Genomic DNA, 18092 nt, shown 5'->3' with positions numbered 1-18092 from the left:
CTACCCGGCCTCCCGACTCACCCGACGCAGTCGTGGGATCGGTATCCGGTAGTTGAGGGCCACCGCCGCGCCGGGGCCGTCGTCGCGCGGCCAGCGCATCAGCGCTGGCCCGCCGGGCCCGCCCTCGACATACGTCGGCTCTCCGGGCAGCGGAAGATAGCCGACGGCCTTGAGGTTGATCCCGAACTGCTCGGTCCAGAAGTACGGCTGAAACTGGAGCGGTGGCGTGTCGTCCCCACGAACGAGCGCAGCTGCCGCCACCTTCGCCTGCTCGATGGCGCTGTTCCAGAGCGGGATGCGGCGCAGGCCGTAGGGCGTCGGGAACACTGCCAGGTCGCCGACGGCAGCGATCTCGGGCCGGACCAGTCCCCGGGAGTCGACCTGAACGACACCTTGGTCAGCCAGGCCGGTGTCGGTGAGCCATTCCGTGTTCGGGATGTCGCCGACGGCGCTCACCACCAACTCGGCCTCGAGGACAGTGCCGTCATCGAGTACGACACGTGCCCCGCCGTCCCGCTGTCCGAGTCGCGCCGATCCGGTCTCGACGATGGTGAGCCCGCGCTCCAGCGCTGCCTTGACAAAGACCTGGGCCAGGTACGGGCCCAGTTGCTGGATCAACGGCAGGCCCTGGGAGACGAGGGTGACCTGACACCCGGCGGCCAGACAGCCCGACGCGATCTCCATGCCGAGCGGGCCCCCGCCGACCACGACGACCGACGGGCGGCCAGCGATGCGCTCGCGCAGGGCAAGCGCATCGTCCAGGCCGCGCAGGACGAACTCCTCGGGAAGGTCGGACAACCGACGCGCACGGGCCCCGGTGGCAAGGACGACGCGGTCGTACGGAAGGTTCGCGCCGTCGTCGAGCGTGACGAGTCGACGGTCGACGTCGAGACCGGTCGCGCGTACCCCCAGTAACTCGGTTGCCCCGTGACCGCTCGGCGGCAGCTCGTGGGACGACGCGTCGTCGGCGTCGAGCAGCAACGCCTTCGACAGCGCCGGACGGCTGTACGCGGCGTGCGGCTCGTCGCCAACGATGGTGAGCTCCCCGTCGAAACCAGCCTCCCGGAGCGCGTCGGCCGCAGTGCGGCCCGCGATGCCGTTTCCGACGACGACGACCCGGTGGATCGGCGTACTCATGACAGGCGCAGGGCCGCGACCGGGCAGACCCGGACAGCGGCATTGGCCCGTGCCGCGTCGGCGTCGCCGATCTCCTCGCGGTCGAGCACCAGTTCGCCGTCGTCGTCGAGGTGCAGCAGGTCGGGCGCGGCCTCCTCGCACAGTCCGTGCCCCTCGCAGCGCGGACGGTCCAGGACGATCCTCATGCCGCCACCACCTCGAGAACGGGCAGCTCCTCGATGCTGCGGGTGACGTTGTTGGGTTTCCGCACCTCCGGCCCGACGATCAGGCGACCGACACGGCTGGCCAGCGCCTCGATGACGGCATGTGCTTCGAGTCGGGCCAGCCCCTGTCCGGCGCAGCCGTGCGGGCCGTACCCGAAGGACAGATGGTCGATCGGGTTGCGCTCGACCAGGAACGTGTCAGGGTCCGGGTAGTGCCGAGGGTCCCGGTTACCGGCGCCGAACAGGACCGCGACCTTCGCGCCCGCCGGGACCAGGACACCGTCGATCACCACGTCCCGGGTCGCCCGACGTGCCCAGGCATGAATCGGTGCCCAGTAGCGGAGCACCTCGTTGAACGCGGCCGGCACCAGCGAAGGGTTCGCCCGAACCAGCGCGAGCTGCTCGGGGTGGGCCGCGAACAGGGCCACGATGTTGCCGATCGAGGCGATCGTGGTGTCGAGCCCGGCCCCCAGATACTGGTGGATGATGTGGCCCGCCGTGTGGGGCGGGATGTCGCCGCGCGCCTCGGCGTCGAAGATGCCCCGGCCGATCGAGCCGGGTGTCAGGTCCTCGGCGGTGACGGTCGAACACCACTGGTACAGCTCGCCGGCGATCGGGAAGCTCTCCGCGGTGCGCTGGTTCATCGGCCCGATGACCTGCATCGCGGCCTGCCCCCAGCGCAGCATGTTGTCCCGGACGTGACCGGTGAACCCGATGAGATCCGCGACGACCGCGAGCGGCAGGGCGCGGGCCAGCCCGTCGATGGCCTCGAACGAGCCCTTGCTGACCAGTTCCTCGACGAGGGCGTCGGCCTTGGCGCGGATGCCGTCCTTCAGACCGCGAAGTGCACGCGGGGACAGGTTCTCGGTCAGGGCCGCCCGCAGCTGCGTGTGTACCGGCGGGTCCGAGGCGAGGGACGTGCCGGTGAGGGCCTCGTTGACCATCGGGTTGAATCCGATCGCCCCCTGGGAGGAGAACGTCTCCCAGTCACCGAGGGCGTTGCGGATGACGTCGTACCTGGTCAACACATAGACGTCGTTCGCGGGAAGGCGGACGACGCTGGCCATGTCACGCAGTGCGGCGTACGCGGGGTACGGGTCGACGAGCACCATGTCGTCGAACAGGTCGATGTCGGAGACGGGTGCGACTGATTCGCTCATCGGTTCACCTTGGTTCGGTAGTTCGGTGACCCCATTGAAGTGAGCACGACCACATCAGGCAAACACATGTTTCGCATGACGCGACATGCACACAGTGCATATGTCGAGCTCAGTCGCCAGCTGCGTCGATGGCTCCGGCTGTCTGAACGGTCCCGGCTGCTTCGATGGCTCCGGCCACCCGGTGCAGGGTGGCAACGAGCGCCGGAAGCTGCGGGCGGTCGTACCGGACCGCCGGCATCGAGATGGAGAGCCCGGCCAACGCCGTACCGTCCGGGTCGCGGATTGGCACGCCGATCGCGACGATCCCCCGCTCCGACAGCCCGTTGTTGAGTGCGAACCCGGCCCGACGGACGCGGGTGAGCCGGCTACGAAGGGTCGCCATGTCCGGTCGTTCGTCGGGGCGTCGGAGGTACCGCTCAGCGGCGTAGAGCGCGTCCACCTCGACTGGCGGGAGTTGCGCGAGCAGCACGAGCCCGGCCGTGGTGCGGTGGGCAGGAAACACCATCCCCTCGCGTGACCCCACCCGCAGTGCCTGCCGACACTCGACGCTGGCAATGAACCGCGTCGTGTCGCCCGTACGGATCGCCAGGTTCGCCGACTCCCCCACGGTGTCGACGAGCCGCTGCAGATGCGGCAGCGCCGCCAGCCGGAGCTGGGAGGTACGCGATTGCGAGTGCGTGGCGAGCTCCAGCACCGGCCCCGGGTGGTAGACCCGATGATCGTCCTGGACCGCGAAGTCGCGGTAGACGAGCGTCTGCAGCAACCGGTGGGCCGTCGACCGGGCCACGCCGAGCCGCTCGGCGACCTGGCTCACCGTGAGCCCACCCTCCAGTTGCAGCATGACCGCGATCCGGAGCGCATGGTCGGCACTGGTCACGACGTACGTCGGTGGGGCCTTCGGTTCGACACTGCCCATGGCCTGCTCGTTCCGTCTTCCAGAATCTTTGGTTCTGCTGGCTCGACAAGGTTCATCCTAGGCGACATGAGCACGACTGACACCCCGGTCCGCCTGACGGCGGTCTCGGCCCCGGACCAGCCGGACGTGACGCCTGCGCTCAAGGAGCTGTACCGCGGCTTCGAGCAGGAACTGCTGGTGCCGCTCTGGACCGAGATCGGCGACCTGATGCCGGCACACCCACGGTCACGCGCCGTGCCCCACCTGTGGCGTTGGGAGAACCTGCTGCGCCTGGCCGAGAAGGCCGGCGACATCGTCCCGGTGGGCCGCGGGGGTGAACGTCGGGCGATCGCCCTGGCGAACCCGACGCTCGGCGGTCGGCCGTTCGCGACGCCGACACTGTGGGCGGCGATCCAGTACCTGATGCCCGGCGAGGATGCCCCCGAGCACCGGCACACCCAGCACGCCTTCCGCTTCGTCGTCGAAGGCTCCGGCGTGTGGACCGTGGTCGGCGGCAACGGCGAGACGGCGGTCGGTGACGCGGTCCCGATGCGTCGCGGCGACTTCCTGCCGCAGGCCGGCTGGAACTGGCACGCGCACCACAACGCGACCACCACGCCGATGGCCTGGATCGACGGCCTCGACATCCCGTTCCAGTACGTCACCGAGGCACAGTTCTTCCAGTTCGGCCGCGACGAGATCAGCGAGGCTGAACGGATCACACCCACGCGCTCGCGCTCCGAGCGGCTCTGGGGCCATCCGGGCCTGCGTCCGCTCTCGGTGACCGAGGTGGCCCCCGGATCGCCACTGCTGGCCTACAAGTGGGAACACACCGACGCCGCCCTCAACGACCAACTACTGCTGGAGAAGGAGGGGTACGGCGGCACCGTCGAGCCCGGCCACGCAGCCATCCGGTTCAGCAACCCCCACGACGGCACGGACGTGCTTCCGACGATTCGCGCGGAGTTCCACCGGATCGTTCGCGGTACCGAAACCGCCCCGGTTCGCGAGACCGGGTCGTCGGTCTACCAGGTCTTCAACGGCTCCGGCACGGTGACCGTCGGCGACAAGACCTGGTCAGTCACCCGGGGCGACCTGTTCGTGGTCCCGTCCTGGCAGCAGTTCTCCGCCCGGTCCGAGGCCGGCACCACGGACTCCGACTCCGGTGCCCTCGACCTGTTCCGTTTCTCGGACGCGCCCATCTTCTCGGCGCTCCAACTCGACCGTCAGGAGACCCTCCGATGAAGCTCGCCACCCTCCGCGTCAACGGCGGCACCCGTGCCGTCCGCCTCGATGGGGACGTCCTCGTCGACCTCGGCTACGAGGACCTCGGTGCCCTGTTCGCACAGGACGACTGGGCCACGATCGCCGCCTCCGCGAGCGGTGAGACCTGGCCGGCGCAGGGCGCCGACCTGGCGCCGGTGGTGCCCCACCCGTCGAAGGTGATCTGCGTCGGCCACAACTACACCAACCACATCAAGGAGATGGGTCGCGACCTGCCCACGTACCCGACCCTCTTCCCCAAGTTCGCCGACACCCTCATCGGCCCCAACGACCCCATCGCCAAGCCCGCCGAGACCGACGCCCTCGACTGGGAGGTCGAGCTGGTGGTCGTGGTCGGCAAGCCGGTACGGCGGGCCACCGAGGCGGAGGCCGAGGCCGCCATCGCCGGCTTCACGGTCATGAACGACATCTCGGTCCGCGACTGGCAGTTCCGGACCATCGAGTGGACCCAGGGCAAGATCTGGGACTCCTCCACCCCGGTCGGCCCGTACGTCGTGACGCCCGACGAGGTCGGCGGCGTCCGCCCGGCGCTCGAGGTGAAGACGACCGTCGACGGCCAGGTCATGCAACAGGACGACACCGGCACGCTGCTCTTCGACCCGGTACACCTGGTGCAGTACGTCTCCACCGTCATCCGCCTCAACCCGGGCGACCTGATCGCGACCGGTACGCCCGCAGGGGTGGGCCACGCGCGTGACCCGAAGGTGTACCTCGTCGGCGGCGAGACCGTCGTGACCGAGATCGCCGGTATCGGTGCCTGCACCAACCGGATCGTCAAGGAGTCCTGATGTCGCGCACGCACGTCGACTCGCTGGAGTGGGTCGAGCGCGGAACGGAGCTGCTCGCCACGCAGGTCGCCGCGCTGGACGAACCGGCGATGACCGAGGCCAGCGCGCTGCCCGGCTGGACCCGCAAACATCTCGTGGCGCACGTCGCCGCCAACGCCGACGCGCTCGGCAACCTCGTGCACTGGGCCCGGACCGGCGAGCGGACACCGATGTACTCCTCGATGGAGCAGCGGAACGCCGACATCACCTCCGGCGCGAAGCTTCCCGCGACCCAACTGGCGGCGTGGGTGACCGAATCCGCGCGCAATCTCGCGGTCGCGATCGGCACCCTCAGCACGGAGCAATGGCGCGCCGAGGTCGTCACCGCGCAGGGCCGTACCGTCCCCGCCACGGAGATCCCCTGGATGCGTGCCCGCGAGGTCTGCGTACACGCCGTCGATCTCGGCACCGGGCTGACCTTCGCCGACCTTCCCGACGGATTCCTCTCCGCGCTGCTGGTGGAGATCCAGGCCAAGCGCGGTCTCACCGAGGTTCCCGACGGGCCGCTGCCCGAGGTGGTCGCCTACCTGGCCGGCCGTCCCCACTCCCTCGCCGGGGTTCCCGACCTCGGCCCCTGGCTCTGAGGAGGCAAGGAACGTGAGCACCCCTGACGTTGTCGTCGTCGGTGGCGGGATCGGCGGGCTGAGCGCCGCCTTCGCGCTGTCCCGCGTCGGGCTGAAGGTGCGGGTCCTCGAGCAGGCGAAGGAGTTCGGCGAGGTCGGCGCGGGCCTTCAGCTCGCACCGAACTGCACCCGGATCCTCGATGACTACGGACTGCTGGAAAAGGCCAAGGCCCGCGGCGTCGTACCCGACAAGATGGTGATGCGCGACGCGGTCGACGGCAGCGATCTGACCGCGCTCGACCTGCGTGACCTCGAGCGCGAGTACGGCTTCCCGTACCTGGTCATCCATCGCAGTGACCTGCACGGACTGTTCCTCGCGGCCTGTCGCGAGGCTGGCGTCGAGCTGCTCACCGAGCAGCGGGTCGTGGCGTACGCACAGGACGGGGCGAAGGCCACCGCGACGACCGAATCCGGCACCGTTCACGAGGGGGACGTGGTGATCGCGGCCGACGGTCTGCACTCCGTCGCCCGCAAGCTCCTCGTCGACGATCAGCCCGTCTCCTCGGCCTACGTCGCCTACCGTGGCACCGTGCCGATCGCGGAGGTGGGCCGCCCGGTCGACGTCTCCGAGGTCGTCGTGTACGTCGGCCCTCGCTGCCACTTCGTCCACTACGGTCTGCGCGGTGGTGACCTGCTCAACCAGGTTGCCGTCTTCGAGTCGCCCAAGGCACTCGCCGGGCTGGAGGACTGGGGCACCCCCGACGAGTTCGACGCCGCCTTCACCGGGACCTGCGACGCCGTTCAGCAGGGGCTGCCGCACATGTGGCGCGACAAGTGGTGGCGGATGTACGACCGCGACCCGATCAGCACCTGGGTCGACGGCCGGATCGCCCTCCTCGGCGACGCCGCGCACCCGCCGCTGCAGTACATGGCGCAGGGCGCGATCATGGCGATCGAGGACGGCTGGGTACTCGCCGAGCACGTCAAGCGACTTCGGGGTGGCGATGGCGTCATCGACTGGGCGGGCGCGCTCGCGGCCTACGAGGCGGTCCGACCGGAGCACTGCCGACGTGTGCTGCTGACGGGTCGCGCGTGGGGCAACCTCTGGCACCTCGACGGCGTCGAGCGCGAGCAGCGCAACATCCTGCTCCGCGCCCGGGCGGTCCACGACTACTCCTTCACAGACTGGATCTACGGCCCGACCGCGCTCTTCCCGGAGGACGAGCCGGAGATGTTCAAACCGATCCCACTGGCATCGGCGGACGACTTGCACCAAGTGCAACTCGTCCGCCGACGGCCTACTGTCTAGAGGTGATCACCACCAGCCCCGGTCCCGACCGGCTCAGGCGATGGCGGCGCCTGCGCGAGGCCGCGCTCGTGCTGTTCGAGGAGCACGGCTTCGCCGCCGTCTCCGTCGATGAGATCGCCGCCACGGCCGGCGTCTCGCGCCGGACGTTCTTCAACCACTTCGACTCCAAGCTCGGGGTGCTGTTCGACCCGGACCCCGACGAGGCGGCCCGGGTCTCCGAACTGCTGGCCTTCGAGGGTGACGCCCAGCCGTGGCCGGCACTGACCCGGACCCTCAAGGCGTACCTGGCGGCCGAGTCCCGCGTCGTCGCCTCGCGACGGCGGATCATCGAGCGCCAGCCGGAGCTGAGCCACCACCACGTCGTCGCCGACGCCCACCTCGAGAAGACCATCCTGTACTGGCTCGCCGAACGCGGCGTCGGGGAACTGCCCGGCCGGGTGCTGACCGGTCTCGCGCTGACGTGTGTGCGCGAGAGCCTCACGGTGTGGCACGCCGAGGAGGGCCTGAGCGCGCTGTTCGAGATCATCGACCGGATGTTCGCCCTCACGGCGGGCGGTACGGCGGCAATCGTGGGTCCCGTCGCCGAACCGGTCATACCGAAGGCAGGCCCGACGCGTGAGCGCATCCTGACGACGGCGGAACAGCTCTTCGCCGGGCACGGCGTCTACTCCGTCTCCAACCGTCAGATCAGCGAGGCCGCCGGCCAGGGCAACAACACCGCGGTCGGCTATCACTTCGGCACCAAGGCCGATCTGGTCCGGGCCATCGTCGCGCGCCATGCCACGTCGATGGAGCAGATCCGCGCAGGCCTGCTGGCCCAGCACGGTGGCAGCACCAGACTGCGGGACTGGGTCAGCTGCGTCGTGCTCCCGTTCACCGAGCACCTGAGGTCGCTGGACGCACCAACCTGGTACGCCCGGTTCGCCGCACAACTGTTGACCGAACCAAAGCTGCGCGAGCTCGCCGCCGCGGAGTTGCACGAGGCGCCCATGCGGCACGCGGTGACCGAGGGCCTGCACCGCTGCCTCCCGGCGCTCAGCCTCCGGGTCCTGCGGGAGCGGGACGAGATGGCGCGCACGCTGATCGTGCACATGTGCGCACAGCGCGAACGCACGCTGCCGGCGGAGAGCGAGGCCGCCGCGGCCGCTTGGTCGGTGACCGCAGCGAGTCTCGTCGACGCCATCGAAGGGCTGTACCGCGCGCCTGCCGACGCCCGCCCCTGAGCGCCCCGGCCCGGCGCGGTGACGCACGCGATACCGCAAAGCAATCACTTGACTTAATTTTGCCGACCCGGATAGCTTGCCCTGCACGACCGGATCAAGGCGGTCGCCGCGGGCGACGGCTGTTACGGGTTGCTCACCGGCGGGGCTGCACGGCACCGGCATCGAGGGCCTGCGCGTGGGCGAGTTGCCGACGGCGAGGGCAGCGTCGTAGCAACGAACCGCACGGAGGCCGCACCATGAGCACCACCACCGAAAGATCACACCGCCAGGTCCTGGAGGCGCTCAGCGGCCTGCTGCTCGCCCTGTTCGTCGCGACGCTGGCCAGCACCGTCGTCGCCACGGCCCTGCCCCGAATGCTCGGCGACCTGCACGGCTCGCCCACCCAGTACACGTGGGTGGTAACCGCCACCCTGCTCACGGCCACCGTCGCCACCCCGATCTTCGGCAAGCTCGCCGACCTGTTCTCCAAACGGGCGCTCATCCAGATCGGTGTCCTGATCTTCGTCGCCGGTTCGATCGCCGCGGGACTGAGCCAGACCGCCGGACAGCTCATCGCCGCGCGGGGGTTGCAGGGCATCGGCGTCGGTGCCCTGCAGACCCTGGTCAGCATCGCCATCGGCGCGCTCGTGTCCCCGCGCGAACGCGGCCGCTACGCCGGCTACCTCTCCAGCGTCACCGCGATCTCCACCATCGGTGGCCCACTGCTGGGCGGCTTCATCGTCGACACGTCCTGGCTCGGCTGGCGCTGGTGCTTCTTCGTCGGCGTACCGTTCGCGATCGCCTCACTGATCATCCTGCAGCTCACCCTGCGCCTACCCGTGTACCGCCGCGACAACGTGAAGATCGACTACTGGGGTGCCACGTTCATCACGGCGGGCGTCAGCCTGCTGCTGATCTGGGTCTCCTTCGTCGGCGACGCGTTCGCCTGGGCCTCCTGGCAGACCGCTGCCATGGTCGGCGGCACGGTGATCCTGCTCGGAATCGCGCTCTGGGTCGAGTCGCGGGCTCCGGAACCTCTCGTGCCGCTGCGCATCATCCGTCAACGTGCCACCGCCCTGGCCATCCTCGGCAGCCTCGCCGCCGGCACCGCCATGTACGGCGCCGCCGTGTTTCTCGCGCAGTACTTCCAGCGCAGCCGCGGCCACTCCCCCACCGAGGCGGGCCTGCTCACCATCCCGATGATGGCCGGCATCCTGATCTCCTCGATCGTCGCCGGCCGGCTCGTCTCCCGTACCGGGAGACTGAAGCCCTTCCTCGTCACCGGCGCGCTGAGTCTCACCGTCGGTTTCGCCGTCCTCGGTTTCATCGACGAGGGCACGCCGATGGTCCTCATCGCGGTCGCGATGTTGCTCGTCGGCGCCGGCGTCGGCATGACCCTGCAGAACTTCGTCCTCGTCGTGCAGAACAGCGTCCCGCTCTCCGACATCGGCACCGCCAGCGCCACCGTGGTGTTCTTCCGATCGCTGGGCGGCACCATCGGCGTCGCCGTGCTCGGTGCCGTCCTCGCCCGCCAGGTCAGTACCGGCACGGCGGCCGGGGAGCCGGCTGCGGTGGCGTACGGCGATGCCACCGGCCGCATCTTCCTCATCTCCGCGGCCGTCGCCGTCCTCGGTGTCGTCGCGGCGGTGCTGCTCGAACCGATCTCCCTGCGCACCACCGTGGACGTGGCACCGAAGGCGGTCATCGCCGGCGAGGAGAAGGTCCTGCAGGAGCAGAAATGATCACCCGCCCTCTGCCGACCGCCGCGGCCGGCCCGTCATCGGCGGGCACAGGGTCCAGCACGGCCTCCGGGTCGGCGTCACCGGCAGGGCGTCCCCGCACAGACGTCGACGATCCTGCCGGTGAGCAGGAACACCGCCTTCTGTCTCTGGGCTGCGGTCTGGGCACGCGGGAACTCGTGTGGGTCCGCGCCGTACTCGGGCCCGGCCGGGGCGAGGTTGGTCGGCGGTGGCGCGTACGCCGTGCCGCTGTTCCAGACCACCATCGCCGAGCCGGTGTACGGATACCTGCGGATCGGCGCGATGCCCCAGTACGGCCGCACGTCCAATGACCAGCCGTCGGCGAGCGCGGGGGTGTGCAGGCGGGCGCCGATGGTGCGCGCCTGGACCTCCGCCGCGGCCGTGGAGACCTGCTGGTCGCCGAAGGCCACGTGCATCAGCACCTGGTGCGCCGGGGTGCCTGGCAGCGGCCGATCGGTCATGTGCTGGGCGTACCCGTTGGCCTCGGCGCGGTCCCACAACATTTGCAGCAGCGCGAGGACCAGTTGCTGGTCGGCCTTGTCCGGGTAGTAGCCGTTCATGATTTCCTGGAACGGGGCGAAGTCCACGCTGCGTTGCAGCAGCGTGGAGTAGTTCATCGCCGGCACACCGAGCACCGACCGGGTCCAGTCCTGGGCGATGGCGGTAAGCGCGCCGCCGTTGATGCCGCCCTGGCTGTTGCCGTCGTAGTGCAGCCCGCCAGCCACGTTTATCAGCGGCCGTGCGGCGGCGTCCCGGAACGCCGGGTGGGCGGCGAACCCTCCCGGGTGGATCATCGCCCGGCCCAGGAACAGGAAGTTCAGGTAGCTCTGCTGCAGCCGGTCCGCCACCGAGGGGAAGGCACTGAGATCGGTGAAGGCGCCGGCCACATAGGGGACGTCGGCCGTGGCCATGCCGATCCAGCTCGTCGCGCAGAACGTGAAGTCGTACGTGTCCGACATCGTCTTGACGTTGCTGGCGTTGATCTCGGTTGGCCGGCCGAGCAGGCCGTGGCCGTAGAGCGAGAGGTGCGCCGGCTTCGTGGCGGAGGCACTGCGCGGAATGTTGCAGACGAAGTCCGCCGCCACCGTCGCGCCGGACGGTGTGGGCAGGGCGTCCGGCGTCGGTGGCCTGCCGTCGCCGCCGGCCGGCCCGTAGTGCAGCCGGGAGCCGGGCCTACCGTCACCGGTGAGGTACGACGGCACGCCGACGGTGCCGACCACCTGCCGGGCGATCAGTGGATCCCGTTCCGGCGGGTAGTCGGTCACCTGCGTCACGGTGAACGACGGTGCGGCCCGGCCGAGGGCAGCGAACGCGCCGTCCCGGATCGCCAGCATCCGCCCGGTCAGACCATGCCGGCTGGCCACGGTGAAGTCCCAGGCCAGGTAAAGACTGTGCCGCCTGACGTCGGCTCTGGTCAGGTCGGCAAGGATCCGCTTCAGCTGCGGGACGCGACGGTCCCGATGGTCGAGGCCGGCACCGGTCACGTACTTCGTGAACGCCTTCGGGGCCGGGATCAGCGCCCCGGTGCCGTCGCGCAGGCCGCGTAGGCCGACGACGTACCGGGTGCCCTCGGTCAGCGCCACCGCCGGCCGGATGATCAGCAGTTGCTGGTCCGGTTGGCTGGCCGCGTGCGCGTCCAGCTCGGCCCAGTACGGCGTGCGCTTGCCGGTCCGGGCGTTGAGCAGCACAATCGGCGCGTCCGGCGCCAGCGAGCGGCCGATGTCGGTGACCGGTGCGATCCCGGTCGCCGCGGCGTCGAGGCCGGGCACGCGCACCAGGATCGGCGAGCCGGGACTGAACCCGTCCTGCCGGTTCCATTCCGTCGGGTCGATCGGAGTCCCCTGCGCGTTGGCGGGCATCGCGGAGGCCGCGAACCGTACCCGCTTGCCGGTGGGGCTGGTCCGATCCGGCACGGTGAAGTAGTCGTTCGGGAACGGCAGGAGGCAGGCCGTCGGGTCGATCGGGTCGCAGCCCGGGTGCCCGCCCGGTGTCGCCGTCGCGGGCGGTGCCGCGGTGGCGCCGGTGCCGAGCAGGACGGCGCCTACGGTCACCAGCACGGACACGGCGAGACGGAGCCGTCGGGGTCTGCTCACGCGCGTCTCCTTCGACATCGGACGGCGGATCACGGCGGGTGGGGCGTGCTGTTCTTCCTACGCCTGCGAATGAATCTCAGCAAGGGGGCGGGCCACCGCACGCGCGGCCCTCGGACGGGCCGGTAGTCTTGATCGAGACCAGACTGTACCTATATGTCCGCCAGCTCGAGGGGTGACCATGCCCGATCACGCATCCGGCCGTATCGACCTCGCCCACCTGCAGGAGATGCTCGACGGACCGTGGGCCGAGGTTCGCAACGCGCACCGGAATCACCTCGACGAGCAGTTCCTCCCGGTGTATGGCGAGACCGGTGACCAGGCACGGGAGCGGATCACCCGACTGCTCCACGAACTCCCCGTCGAGCTGGGCGTCGCGTCGGCCTTCCCCACCGAGTACGGCGGCAGATCCGACGTCGGCGGCTCGATCATCGCCAGCGAGATGCTGGCCCAGGTCGACCTGTCGCTGATGGTCAAGGCGGGCGTGCAGTGGGGTCTGTTCGGCGGTGCGGTCGCGGCCCTCGGCACCCAGCGGCACCACGACGCCTACCTGCGGGACATCATCTCGGGCGAGATCTTCGGCTGCTTCGCGATGACCGAGACCGGCCACGGCTCCGACGTCCAACAGTTGCGCACCACCTGTACGTACGACCCGCAGACACAGACCTTCGATCTGCACACCCCGTACGAGGCGGCTCGCAAGGACTACATCGGCAACGCGGCTCGGGACGGTCGCATGGCGGTGGTCTTCGCACAACTGATCACCAATGGTCGGCGGCACGGCGTACACGCGTTCCTGGTCCCGATCCGCGACGCGCACGGCAACCCGTTGCCCGGCGTGAGCATCGGCGACGCGGGGCCCAAGGGCGGCCTGCTCGGCGTGGACAACGGCAGAATCAGTTTCGACCACGTGCGGGTGCCTCGGGACATGCTGCTGGACCGCTACGGTCAGGTCGCGGCGGACGGGACGTACTCCAGCCCGATCGAGAACGACTCCCGGCGCTTCTTCACCATGCTCGGCACCCTGGTCCGGGGCCGGGTGAGCGTGGGCGGTGCCGCGTCGGCGGCCACCAAGTCGGCGCTGACCATCACGGTGCGCTACGGCGACATCCGCCGCCAGTTCGGCACGCCCGACGCGGACCGGGAGGTGCTGCTCAACGACTACCTGGCCCACCAGCGCAAACTGCTGCCCGCCCTGGCCACCACCTACGCACTGCACTTCGCCCAGGCCGAGCTGGTCGCCGCGCTGAGTGAGCTGCAGGGCGGCGACGGGCCGGTCGACGAGCACCGGCAACGAGAACTGGAGTCCCGGGCCGCCGGTCTCAAGGCCGCGCAGACCTGGCACGCGACCCGCACCATCCAGATGTGCCGCGAGGCGTGCGGCGGCGCCGGCTACCTGGCCGAGAACCGGCTGCCCAGCCTGAAGGCTGACACCGACGTCTTCACCACGTTCGAGGGCGACAACACGGTGCTACTGCAACTGGTGGCCAAGGGGCTGCTCACCGGCTACCGGGACGAGTTCGGCTCGCTGGACGGCTGGGGCCGCGCCTCGTTCGTCGCCGAACAGGTTCGTGACATGGTGCTTGAGCGCACCGCCGCGCGCTCGCTGATCGAACGGTTGATCAGCGCTGTGCCCGGCCGCGACGACGAGGTCGCCGTCACCGATCGCGGCTGGCAGCTCAAGACCTTCGAGGACCGCGAGCGACACCTCCTCGACGGTGCCGTCCGCCGTCTGCGCGACGGCGCGGCCACAAAGAAGGACCGCCCCTTCGACATCTTCAACGACGTCCAGGACCACGTCCTCGCCGTTGCCGCCGCGCACATCGACCGGGTCACCCTGGAGGCGTTCGTCGCCGGCATCGAAGACACTGCGGACCCGGCGGTCCGGGCGCTGCTCTCCCGGGTCTGCGACCTGTACGCGCTCAGCGTCATCGAGGCCGACAAGAGATGGTTCCTGGAGCACGGCCGGATCACGCCGGCCCGCTCCAAGGCGATCACCGGTGTGGTGAACGGTCTACTCAAGGAGCTGCGCCCGCACATGCGCACCCTGGTGGACGGCTTCGCCATCCCGGACCGGTGGCTGCACTGCGCCATCCTGCGCGAGGAACCCCACCGGCAGGCAACCATGGCTGCCCACGACGCCACCGGTGATGCACAGGAAGTCCCGGGGTAGCCGGGACGGTGCGGGTGACAGCGCTGGCGATCCCATCACTGCCCTGTCCGCCCGTCCCGGCGATGCGTACCGGCTCGTACTAGCGGCTCGTACTAGCGGATCGTGCAGACCGTGCCGTTGAGCCGGAACGTGCTCGGCGGCACGTTGGGGCCGCCGTACCCGCCGACGAAGCCCGCCGACGTCGTGCCGCCGCCGGCCGCGAGCTGGCCATTGTGCTCCGTGTTGGTCACCCGGACGGCGCGGTCGTGCTGTGACCAGTTGGCGTTCCAGCCGTTGTCGAGGCGCTGCCAGGCGGTGGGCCAGTCGAACGTGAGCGTCCAGCCGTTGATCGCGTCCGGGCCGGTGTTGGTCACGTCGATGTTCGCCACGTACCCGTTGCCCCAGTCGGTGACGACGCCGAACCGCACGGCGCAGGTGCTCTCCGCCGGGCTACCCGTGGCGAACGTCAGCGGCGGCGACGACCACGAGATCCGGCCCGCCGTGTCGCGGGCCAGCACGTTGACCGTGTACCGCGTGCCCGGGCTCAGGTTCCGTACGGTGAAGGAGGTCCCGGTTGTCTCCCCCAACTGCTCGCTGACCGGGCCGTACTGTCGGTAGACCTCGTACTTGGCGATGGGGTCGGCCCCGGCCCGCGCCGACGGCCAGCTGATCGTCGCCGCCTGGTCGGTCACCGCGTCGGCGACGGGTTGGCCCGGCGCCGTGGGAGCGCCGGTCACGACGCTCGCGCTCCGCGTCTCGACGACGGTCAGGGAGTACGGCGGCAGCGTCTGGGACGTGGCCGTTCCTTTCTGGGCCGTGCTGATGGAGGTGGCGCCGTTGGTGTACGTGTGCACGGTCGGCACCGACGCGGCCGGCGTGAAACCGGCGTAGTCGAGCGCGACCGCGTACGCGTTGTCGGGGTCCTTGTTGAGCAGCAGCACCGCGACGTCGCCGTTCGGTCGGCGTACCGCGTGTGTGGTGACCAGCGCCTGGTCGCTGCCGGCGCGGATGAACTGGTCGCCGGTGTTGGTGAACCTGCCCATCATCGACAGCCCGTGGTAGGGCGCGAAGGGCGTGTTCATCGGGGGCTGGCAGACGCTGTTGTCCGCGGTGCAGTTGCCGCTGGAGAGCAGGCCGAAGTCGCCGTAGTCGGTCTGCCCGGCGACGGTCGACACGGTGCCGATGCCGTTGTGCACGTTCCACCACTGCACGGTGAAGACGCCGTTCGCGAGCAGGCCGCTGTAGGCGTCGGCGAGGAAGAGCGCGCCCGGCATGGTGTTCTGCCCGACCCCGACGTTGAGTTCGGTAAGGCTGATGCCGATGCGGTCGGCGTTCGCGCCCGCGTACCGGGTGATCTGCTGCCGGGCGAGGTACACGGCGTCGACGACGTGTTCCGTCTTGGCCACCGCCTCGGCGGCGGTGCTGCCGCCCGGGTACCAGTGCAGGTCGACGAAGTCGATCTTCGAGCCGGCGAGGGAGAGCACGACCTGGTTCCAGCTTCCGGCGTCGCCGGTGGCCACGACGGCGTCCGGCCAGTTGCCCGGCATGGTCAGCACGGCACCCACCTTGATGGTCGGGTCGACCGCCTTCATCGCGTCGGCGTACGCGATGACCTCCGTGGCGTACTGCCGTGGGCTCTTGTCGGGATGGTCGTCGGCCTCCCAGTTGGCGCCGTAGTGGCCGTTGCCGTAGTTCTCGTTGCCAACCGTCCAGTACGTCACGCCGTAGCCCTTGGTCACGTTGGCGTACCGCACCCAACCGGCTGCCTCCTCGGCGCTGCCGGTGCCGTAGTTCGCCACGATCATCGGCTGCGCGCCGCTGCGGCGTACGCCCGCCATGAAGGTGTCGAAGTCGGTGTCGGGTGCCACGTAGCCGCCCGGCGCGGTGTGGTCCTCCCAGTGGTAGATGTCCGAGTAGGAGCCGCCCGGATACCGGCGCATCTGCACCCCGGCGGCTTGCAACAGGTCGGAGACGGCGGTGGTGCCCAGTTGCGCGTCCCAGATCGCGTCGTTGACGCCGAGGGCGGTGTCCGGCACGGTCGCCAGGCCGGCCTTGGTGTTCACGGTGACCGTCACGGGCACGACGTCGGCGACGGCTGCGGGTTGGTGCACGAGGGCCAGGGTGCCGGCGAGAACGAGTACGGCGGCGGGTGCCAGGCGGCGCGGGAGTCTGCGGTGGAGAGGGCTCATGAGAGTCGGTCCTTCGAAGCATGGCGCATGGACGGGTGACGATCGAGAGTTGCCCTCGTCCCTCGATTGCGGCCGGCTCCAGAGGAAGTATCGACGGATACCTACGCGCCAGCAAGACCGTCGAGTTGGGCCAGTTCAGTAGACCCGCATGCGGCTCTCGTCAGATGGTCACCTCGCCGCGGACGAGCGCCTTCGCGACAACGGTCCGCAGGATGTCGTTCGTGCCCTCGCCGATGCTCATCAGGATCGAGTCCCGGTAAAGGCGCTCGACCTCGAACTCGGTGGAGTAGCCGTAGCCGCCGTGCACCTTCATCGCGTCGATCGCGGCCTCGAGGGCAACCTCCGAGCAGAACACCTTGGCCATCCCGGTCTGCCCGTCGGCGCGCCCACGCCGGACCGCGTCCGCCGCCCAGTACGCCATCAGGCGCGCGGCCTGCAACTGGATCGCGATGGTGGCGAGCTTGAGTTGGATCGCCTGGAACTCGGCAATGTGCTTACCGAACGCCTTGCGCTGCTGGGCGTAGGCCAGCGCCTCGTCGTGGGCGCGCTGCGCGATGCCGACCGAGCGCGCGGCGATGTTGACCCGGCCCCACTCCAGGGCGGACAACGCCTGCTTGAGGCCGACACCCTCGACGCCGCCGAGTAACCGGTCCTTCGGTACCCGCACGTTGTCGAGGAGAATCTCGCAGGACTCGGTGCCCTTGTAGCCGAGCTTCGGGAGGTCCCGCAGGACCTGGAAGCCTTCCAGCGTCGTGTCGATGAGCAGCACGCTCATGCCGGTGTGCGCGGGCGTGGCGTGCGGGTCGGTCTTGACCAGCACCGGCAGTGGGTCGGCGTACCGCGCGTTGGTGATCCACATCTTGGTGCCGTTGACCACGTAGTGGTCGCCGTCGAGGCGGGCGGTGGTGCGGATGCCCTGCAGGTCGGTGCCGGCGTCCGGCTCGGTGAGGCCGATGCCGGTCCGCCGGACACCGGTGGCCAGGTCGGGCAGGTATGCCTGCTTCTGCTCCTCGGTACCGTGCATGGCGATCATCCGGCAGGCCAGGGAGTGGCTGCCGAGGATGCCGGCAATGCCCATCCAACCGCGCGAGAGCTCCTCGAACACCAGCGCGAACGAGACCGGATCGAGGTCGAGGCCGCCGTACTCCTCCGGCACGGTAATGCCGAAGAGCCCCATCTCGGCCATCCCCCGCACGATCTCCGTCGGGTACCGCCCGGCGTGCTCCCATTCCCGCGCCACCGGGATGATCTCGCGGTCGACGAACGTACGGAGCAGGGCGCGGAAGTCCTGCTGTTCCTCGGTGAGCGTAAAGTCCATGGT

General features: G+C 69.8%; 14 protein-coding genes. 7 read left to right on the top strand and 7 right to left on the bottom strand.

Features of this window, described 5'->3' with window-relative positions; genetic code table 11:
• The 4 genes from ACWDV4_RS06210 to ACWDV4_RS06195 form a co-directional block, all read right to left on the bottom strand.
• Positions 1-1137 carry an NAD(P)/FAD-dependent oxidoreductase gene (locus ACWDV4_RS06210; protein WP_449975312.1) on the bottom strand — a complete coding sequence of 379 codons (1137 nt, stop codon included), beginning with the start codon at positions 1135-1137 and terminating at the stop codon, positions 1-3.
• Positions 1134-1322, bottom strand: coding sequence for a ferredoxin (locus tag ACWDV4_RS06205; protein WP_449975311.1), 189 nt, complete (start codon positions 1320-1322; stop codon positions 1134-1136). The genes ACWDV4_RS06210 and ACWDV4_RS06205 overlap by 4 nt, the downstream gene beginning before the upstream one ends.
• Positions 1319-2500, bottom strand: a complete 1182-nt coding sequence (locus tag ACWDV4_RS06200; protein ID WP_449975310.1) for a cytochrome P450 — start codon at positions 2498-2500, stop codon at positions 1319-1321. Before ACWDV4_RS06200 ends, ACWDV4_RS06205 begins: the two co-directional genes overlap by 4 nt.
• Before the next feature lie 109 nt (positions 2501-2609).
• Entirely contained in the window at positions 2610-3416 is an 807-nt protein-coding gene (locus tag ACWDV4_RS06195) for an IclR family transcriptional regulator (RefSeq protein WP_449975309.1), read from the bottom strand.
• A 66-nt stretch (positions 3417-3482) separates the two neighbouring features.
• Between ACWDV4_RS06195 and ACWDV4_RS06190 the strand changes: the two genes are divergently transcribed.
• From ACWDV4_RS06190 to ACWDV4_RS06165, 6 genes are all read left to right on the top strand, one after another.
• Positions 3483-4640, top strand: a complete 1158-nt coding sequence (locus tag ACWDV4_RS06190; RefSeq protein WP_449975308.1) for a cupin domain-containing protein — start codon at positions 3483-3485, stop codon at positions 4638-4640.
• Positions 4637-5467, top strand: a complete 831-nt coding sequence (locus ACWDV4_RS06185; RefSeq protein WP_449975306.1) for a fumarylacetoacetate hydrolase family protein — start codon at positions 4637-4639, stop codon at positions 5465-5467. The genes ACWDV4_RS06190 and ACWDV4_RS06185 overlap by 4 nt, the downstream gene beginning before the upstream one ends.
• Positions 5467-6090: a maleylpyruvate isomerase family mycothiol-dependent enzyme gene (locus ACWDV4_RS06180; protein ID WP_449975304.1), complete on the top strand. Its 624-nt coding sequence runs from the start codon at positions 5467-5469 to the stop codon at positions 6088-6090. The genes ACWDV4_RS06185 and ACWDV4_RS06180 overlap by 1 nt, the downstream gene beginning before the upstream one ends.
• Positions 6091-6103: 13 nt before the next feature.
• Entirely contained in the window at positions 6104-7378 is a 1275-nt protein-coding gene (locus ACWDV4_RS06175; RefSeq protein WP_449975302.1) for an FAD-dependent monooxygenase, read from the top strand.
• A gap of 2 nt (positions 7379-7380) precedes the next feature.
• Positions 7381-8601, top strand: coding sequence for a TetR/AcrR family transcriptional regulator (locus tag ACWDV4_RS06170; protein ID WP_449975301.1), 1221 nt, complete (start codon positions 7381-7383; stop codon positions 8599-8601).
• 236 nt (positions 8602-8837) lie between these two features.
• A complete protein-coding gene (locus ACWDV4_RS06165; protein WP_449975299.1) occupies positions 8838-10322 on the top strand; it encodes an MDR family MFS transporter in 1485 nt (494 codons plus the stop codon).
• A 77-nt stretch (positions 10323-10399) separates the two neighbouring features.
• On the opposite strand, the gene ACWDV4_RS06160 is transcribed toward ACWDV4_RS06165, so the two are convergent.
• On the bottom strand, positions 10400-12433 hold the full coding sequence (locus tag ACWDV4_RS06160; protein ID WP_449975298.1) for a hypothetical protein: 2034 nt from the start codon (positions 12431-12433) through the stop codon (positions 10400-10402).
• Between the two features lie 178 nt (positions 12434-12611).
• Between ACWDV4_RS06160 and ACWDV4_RS06155 the strand changes: the two genes are divergently transcribed.
• The gene (locus tag ACWDV4_RS06155; protein WP_449975296.1) at positions 12612-14603 is read left to right on the top strand and encodes an acyl-CoA dehydrogenase family protein; all 1992 of its coding nucleotides are present in this window, start codon (positions 12612-12614) and stop codon (positions 14601-14603) included.
• 92 nt (positions 14604-14695) lie between these two features.
• Here the strand turns inward: ACWDV4_RS06155 and ACWDV4_RS06150 are convergent, their stop codons facing one another.
• Together ACWDV4_RS06150 and ACWDV4_RS06145 are read right to left on the bottom strand one after the other, a co-directional pair.
• The gene (locus tag ACWDV4_RS06150; protein WP_449975295.1) at positions 14696-16771 is read right to left on the bottom strand and encodes a cellulose binding domain-containing protein; all 2076 of its coding nucleotides are present in this window, start codon (positions 16769-16771) and stop codon (positions 14696-14698) included.
• Positions 16772-16931: 160 nt separating this feature from the next.
• Complete coding sequence (locus ACWDV4_RS06145; protein ID WP_449975294.1) at positions 16932-18089, bottom strand: acyl-CoA dehydrogenase family protein; 1158 nt, start codon at positions 18087-18089, stop codon at positions 16932-16934.
• Positions 18090-18092: the final 3 nt, after the last annotated feature.

The sequence above is a fragment of the Micromonospora sp. NPDC003197 genome (assembly GCF_053590565.1).
The sequence above is the reverse complement of the archived record's forward strand: the minus strand, read 5'-3'. Positions and strand labels throughout refer to the sequence as shown.

Bases quoted from the DNA above. Each gene is read 5' to 3' on its own strand.
- ACWDV4_RS06210 (WP_449975312.1), bottom strand. From the start codon at position 1,137: ATGAGTACGCCGATCCACCGGGTCGTCGTCGTCGGAAACGGCATCGCG.
- ACWDV4_RS06205 (WP_449975311.1), bottom strand. From the start codon at position 1,322: ATGAGGATCGTCCTGGACCGTCCGCGCTGCGAGGGGCACGGACTGTGC.
- ACWDV4_RS06200 (WP_449975310.1), bottom strand. From the start codon at position 2,500: ATGAGCGAATCAGTCGCACCCGTCTCCGACATCGACCTGTTCGACGAC.
- ACWDV4_RS06195 (WP_449975309.1), bottom strand. From the start codon at position 3,416: ATGGGCAGTGTCGAACCGAAGGCCCCACCGACGTACGTCGTGACCAGT.
- ACWDV4_RS06190 (WP_449975308.1), top strand. From the start codon at position 3,483: ATGAGCACGACTGACACCCCGGTCCGCCTGACGGCGGTCTCGGCCCCG.
- ACWDV4_RS06185 (WP_449975306.1), top strand. From the start codon at position 4,637: ATGAAGCTCGCCACCCTCCGCGTCAACGGCGGCACCCGTGCCGTCCGC.
- ACWDV4_RS06180 (WP_449975304.1), top strand. From the start codon at position 5,467: ATGTCGCGCACGCACGTCGACTCGCTGGAGTGGGTCGAGCGCGGAACG.
- ACWDV4_RS06165 (WP_449975299.1), top strand. From the start codon at position 8,838: ATGAGCACCACCACCGAAAGATCACACCGCCAGGTCCTGGAGGCGCTC.
- ACWDV4_RS06155 (WP_449975296.1), top strand. From the start codon at position 12,612: ATGCCCGATCACGCATCCGGCCGTATCGACCTCGCCCACCTGCAGGAG.
- ACWDV4_RS06150 (WP_449975295.1), bottom strand. From the start codon at position 16,771: ATGAGCCCTCTCCACCGCAGACTCCCGCGCCGCCTGGCACCCGCCGCC.
- ACWDV4_RS06145 (WP_449975294.1), bottom strand. From the start codon at position 18,089: ATGGACTTTACGCTCACCGAGGAACAGCAGGACTTCCGCGCCCTGCTC.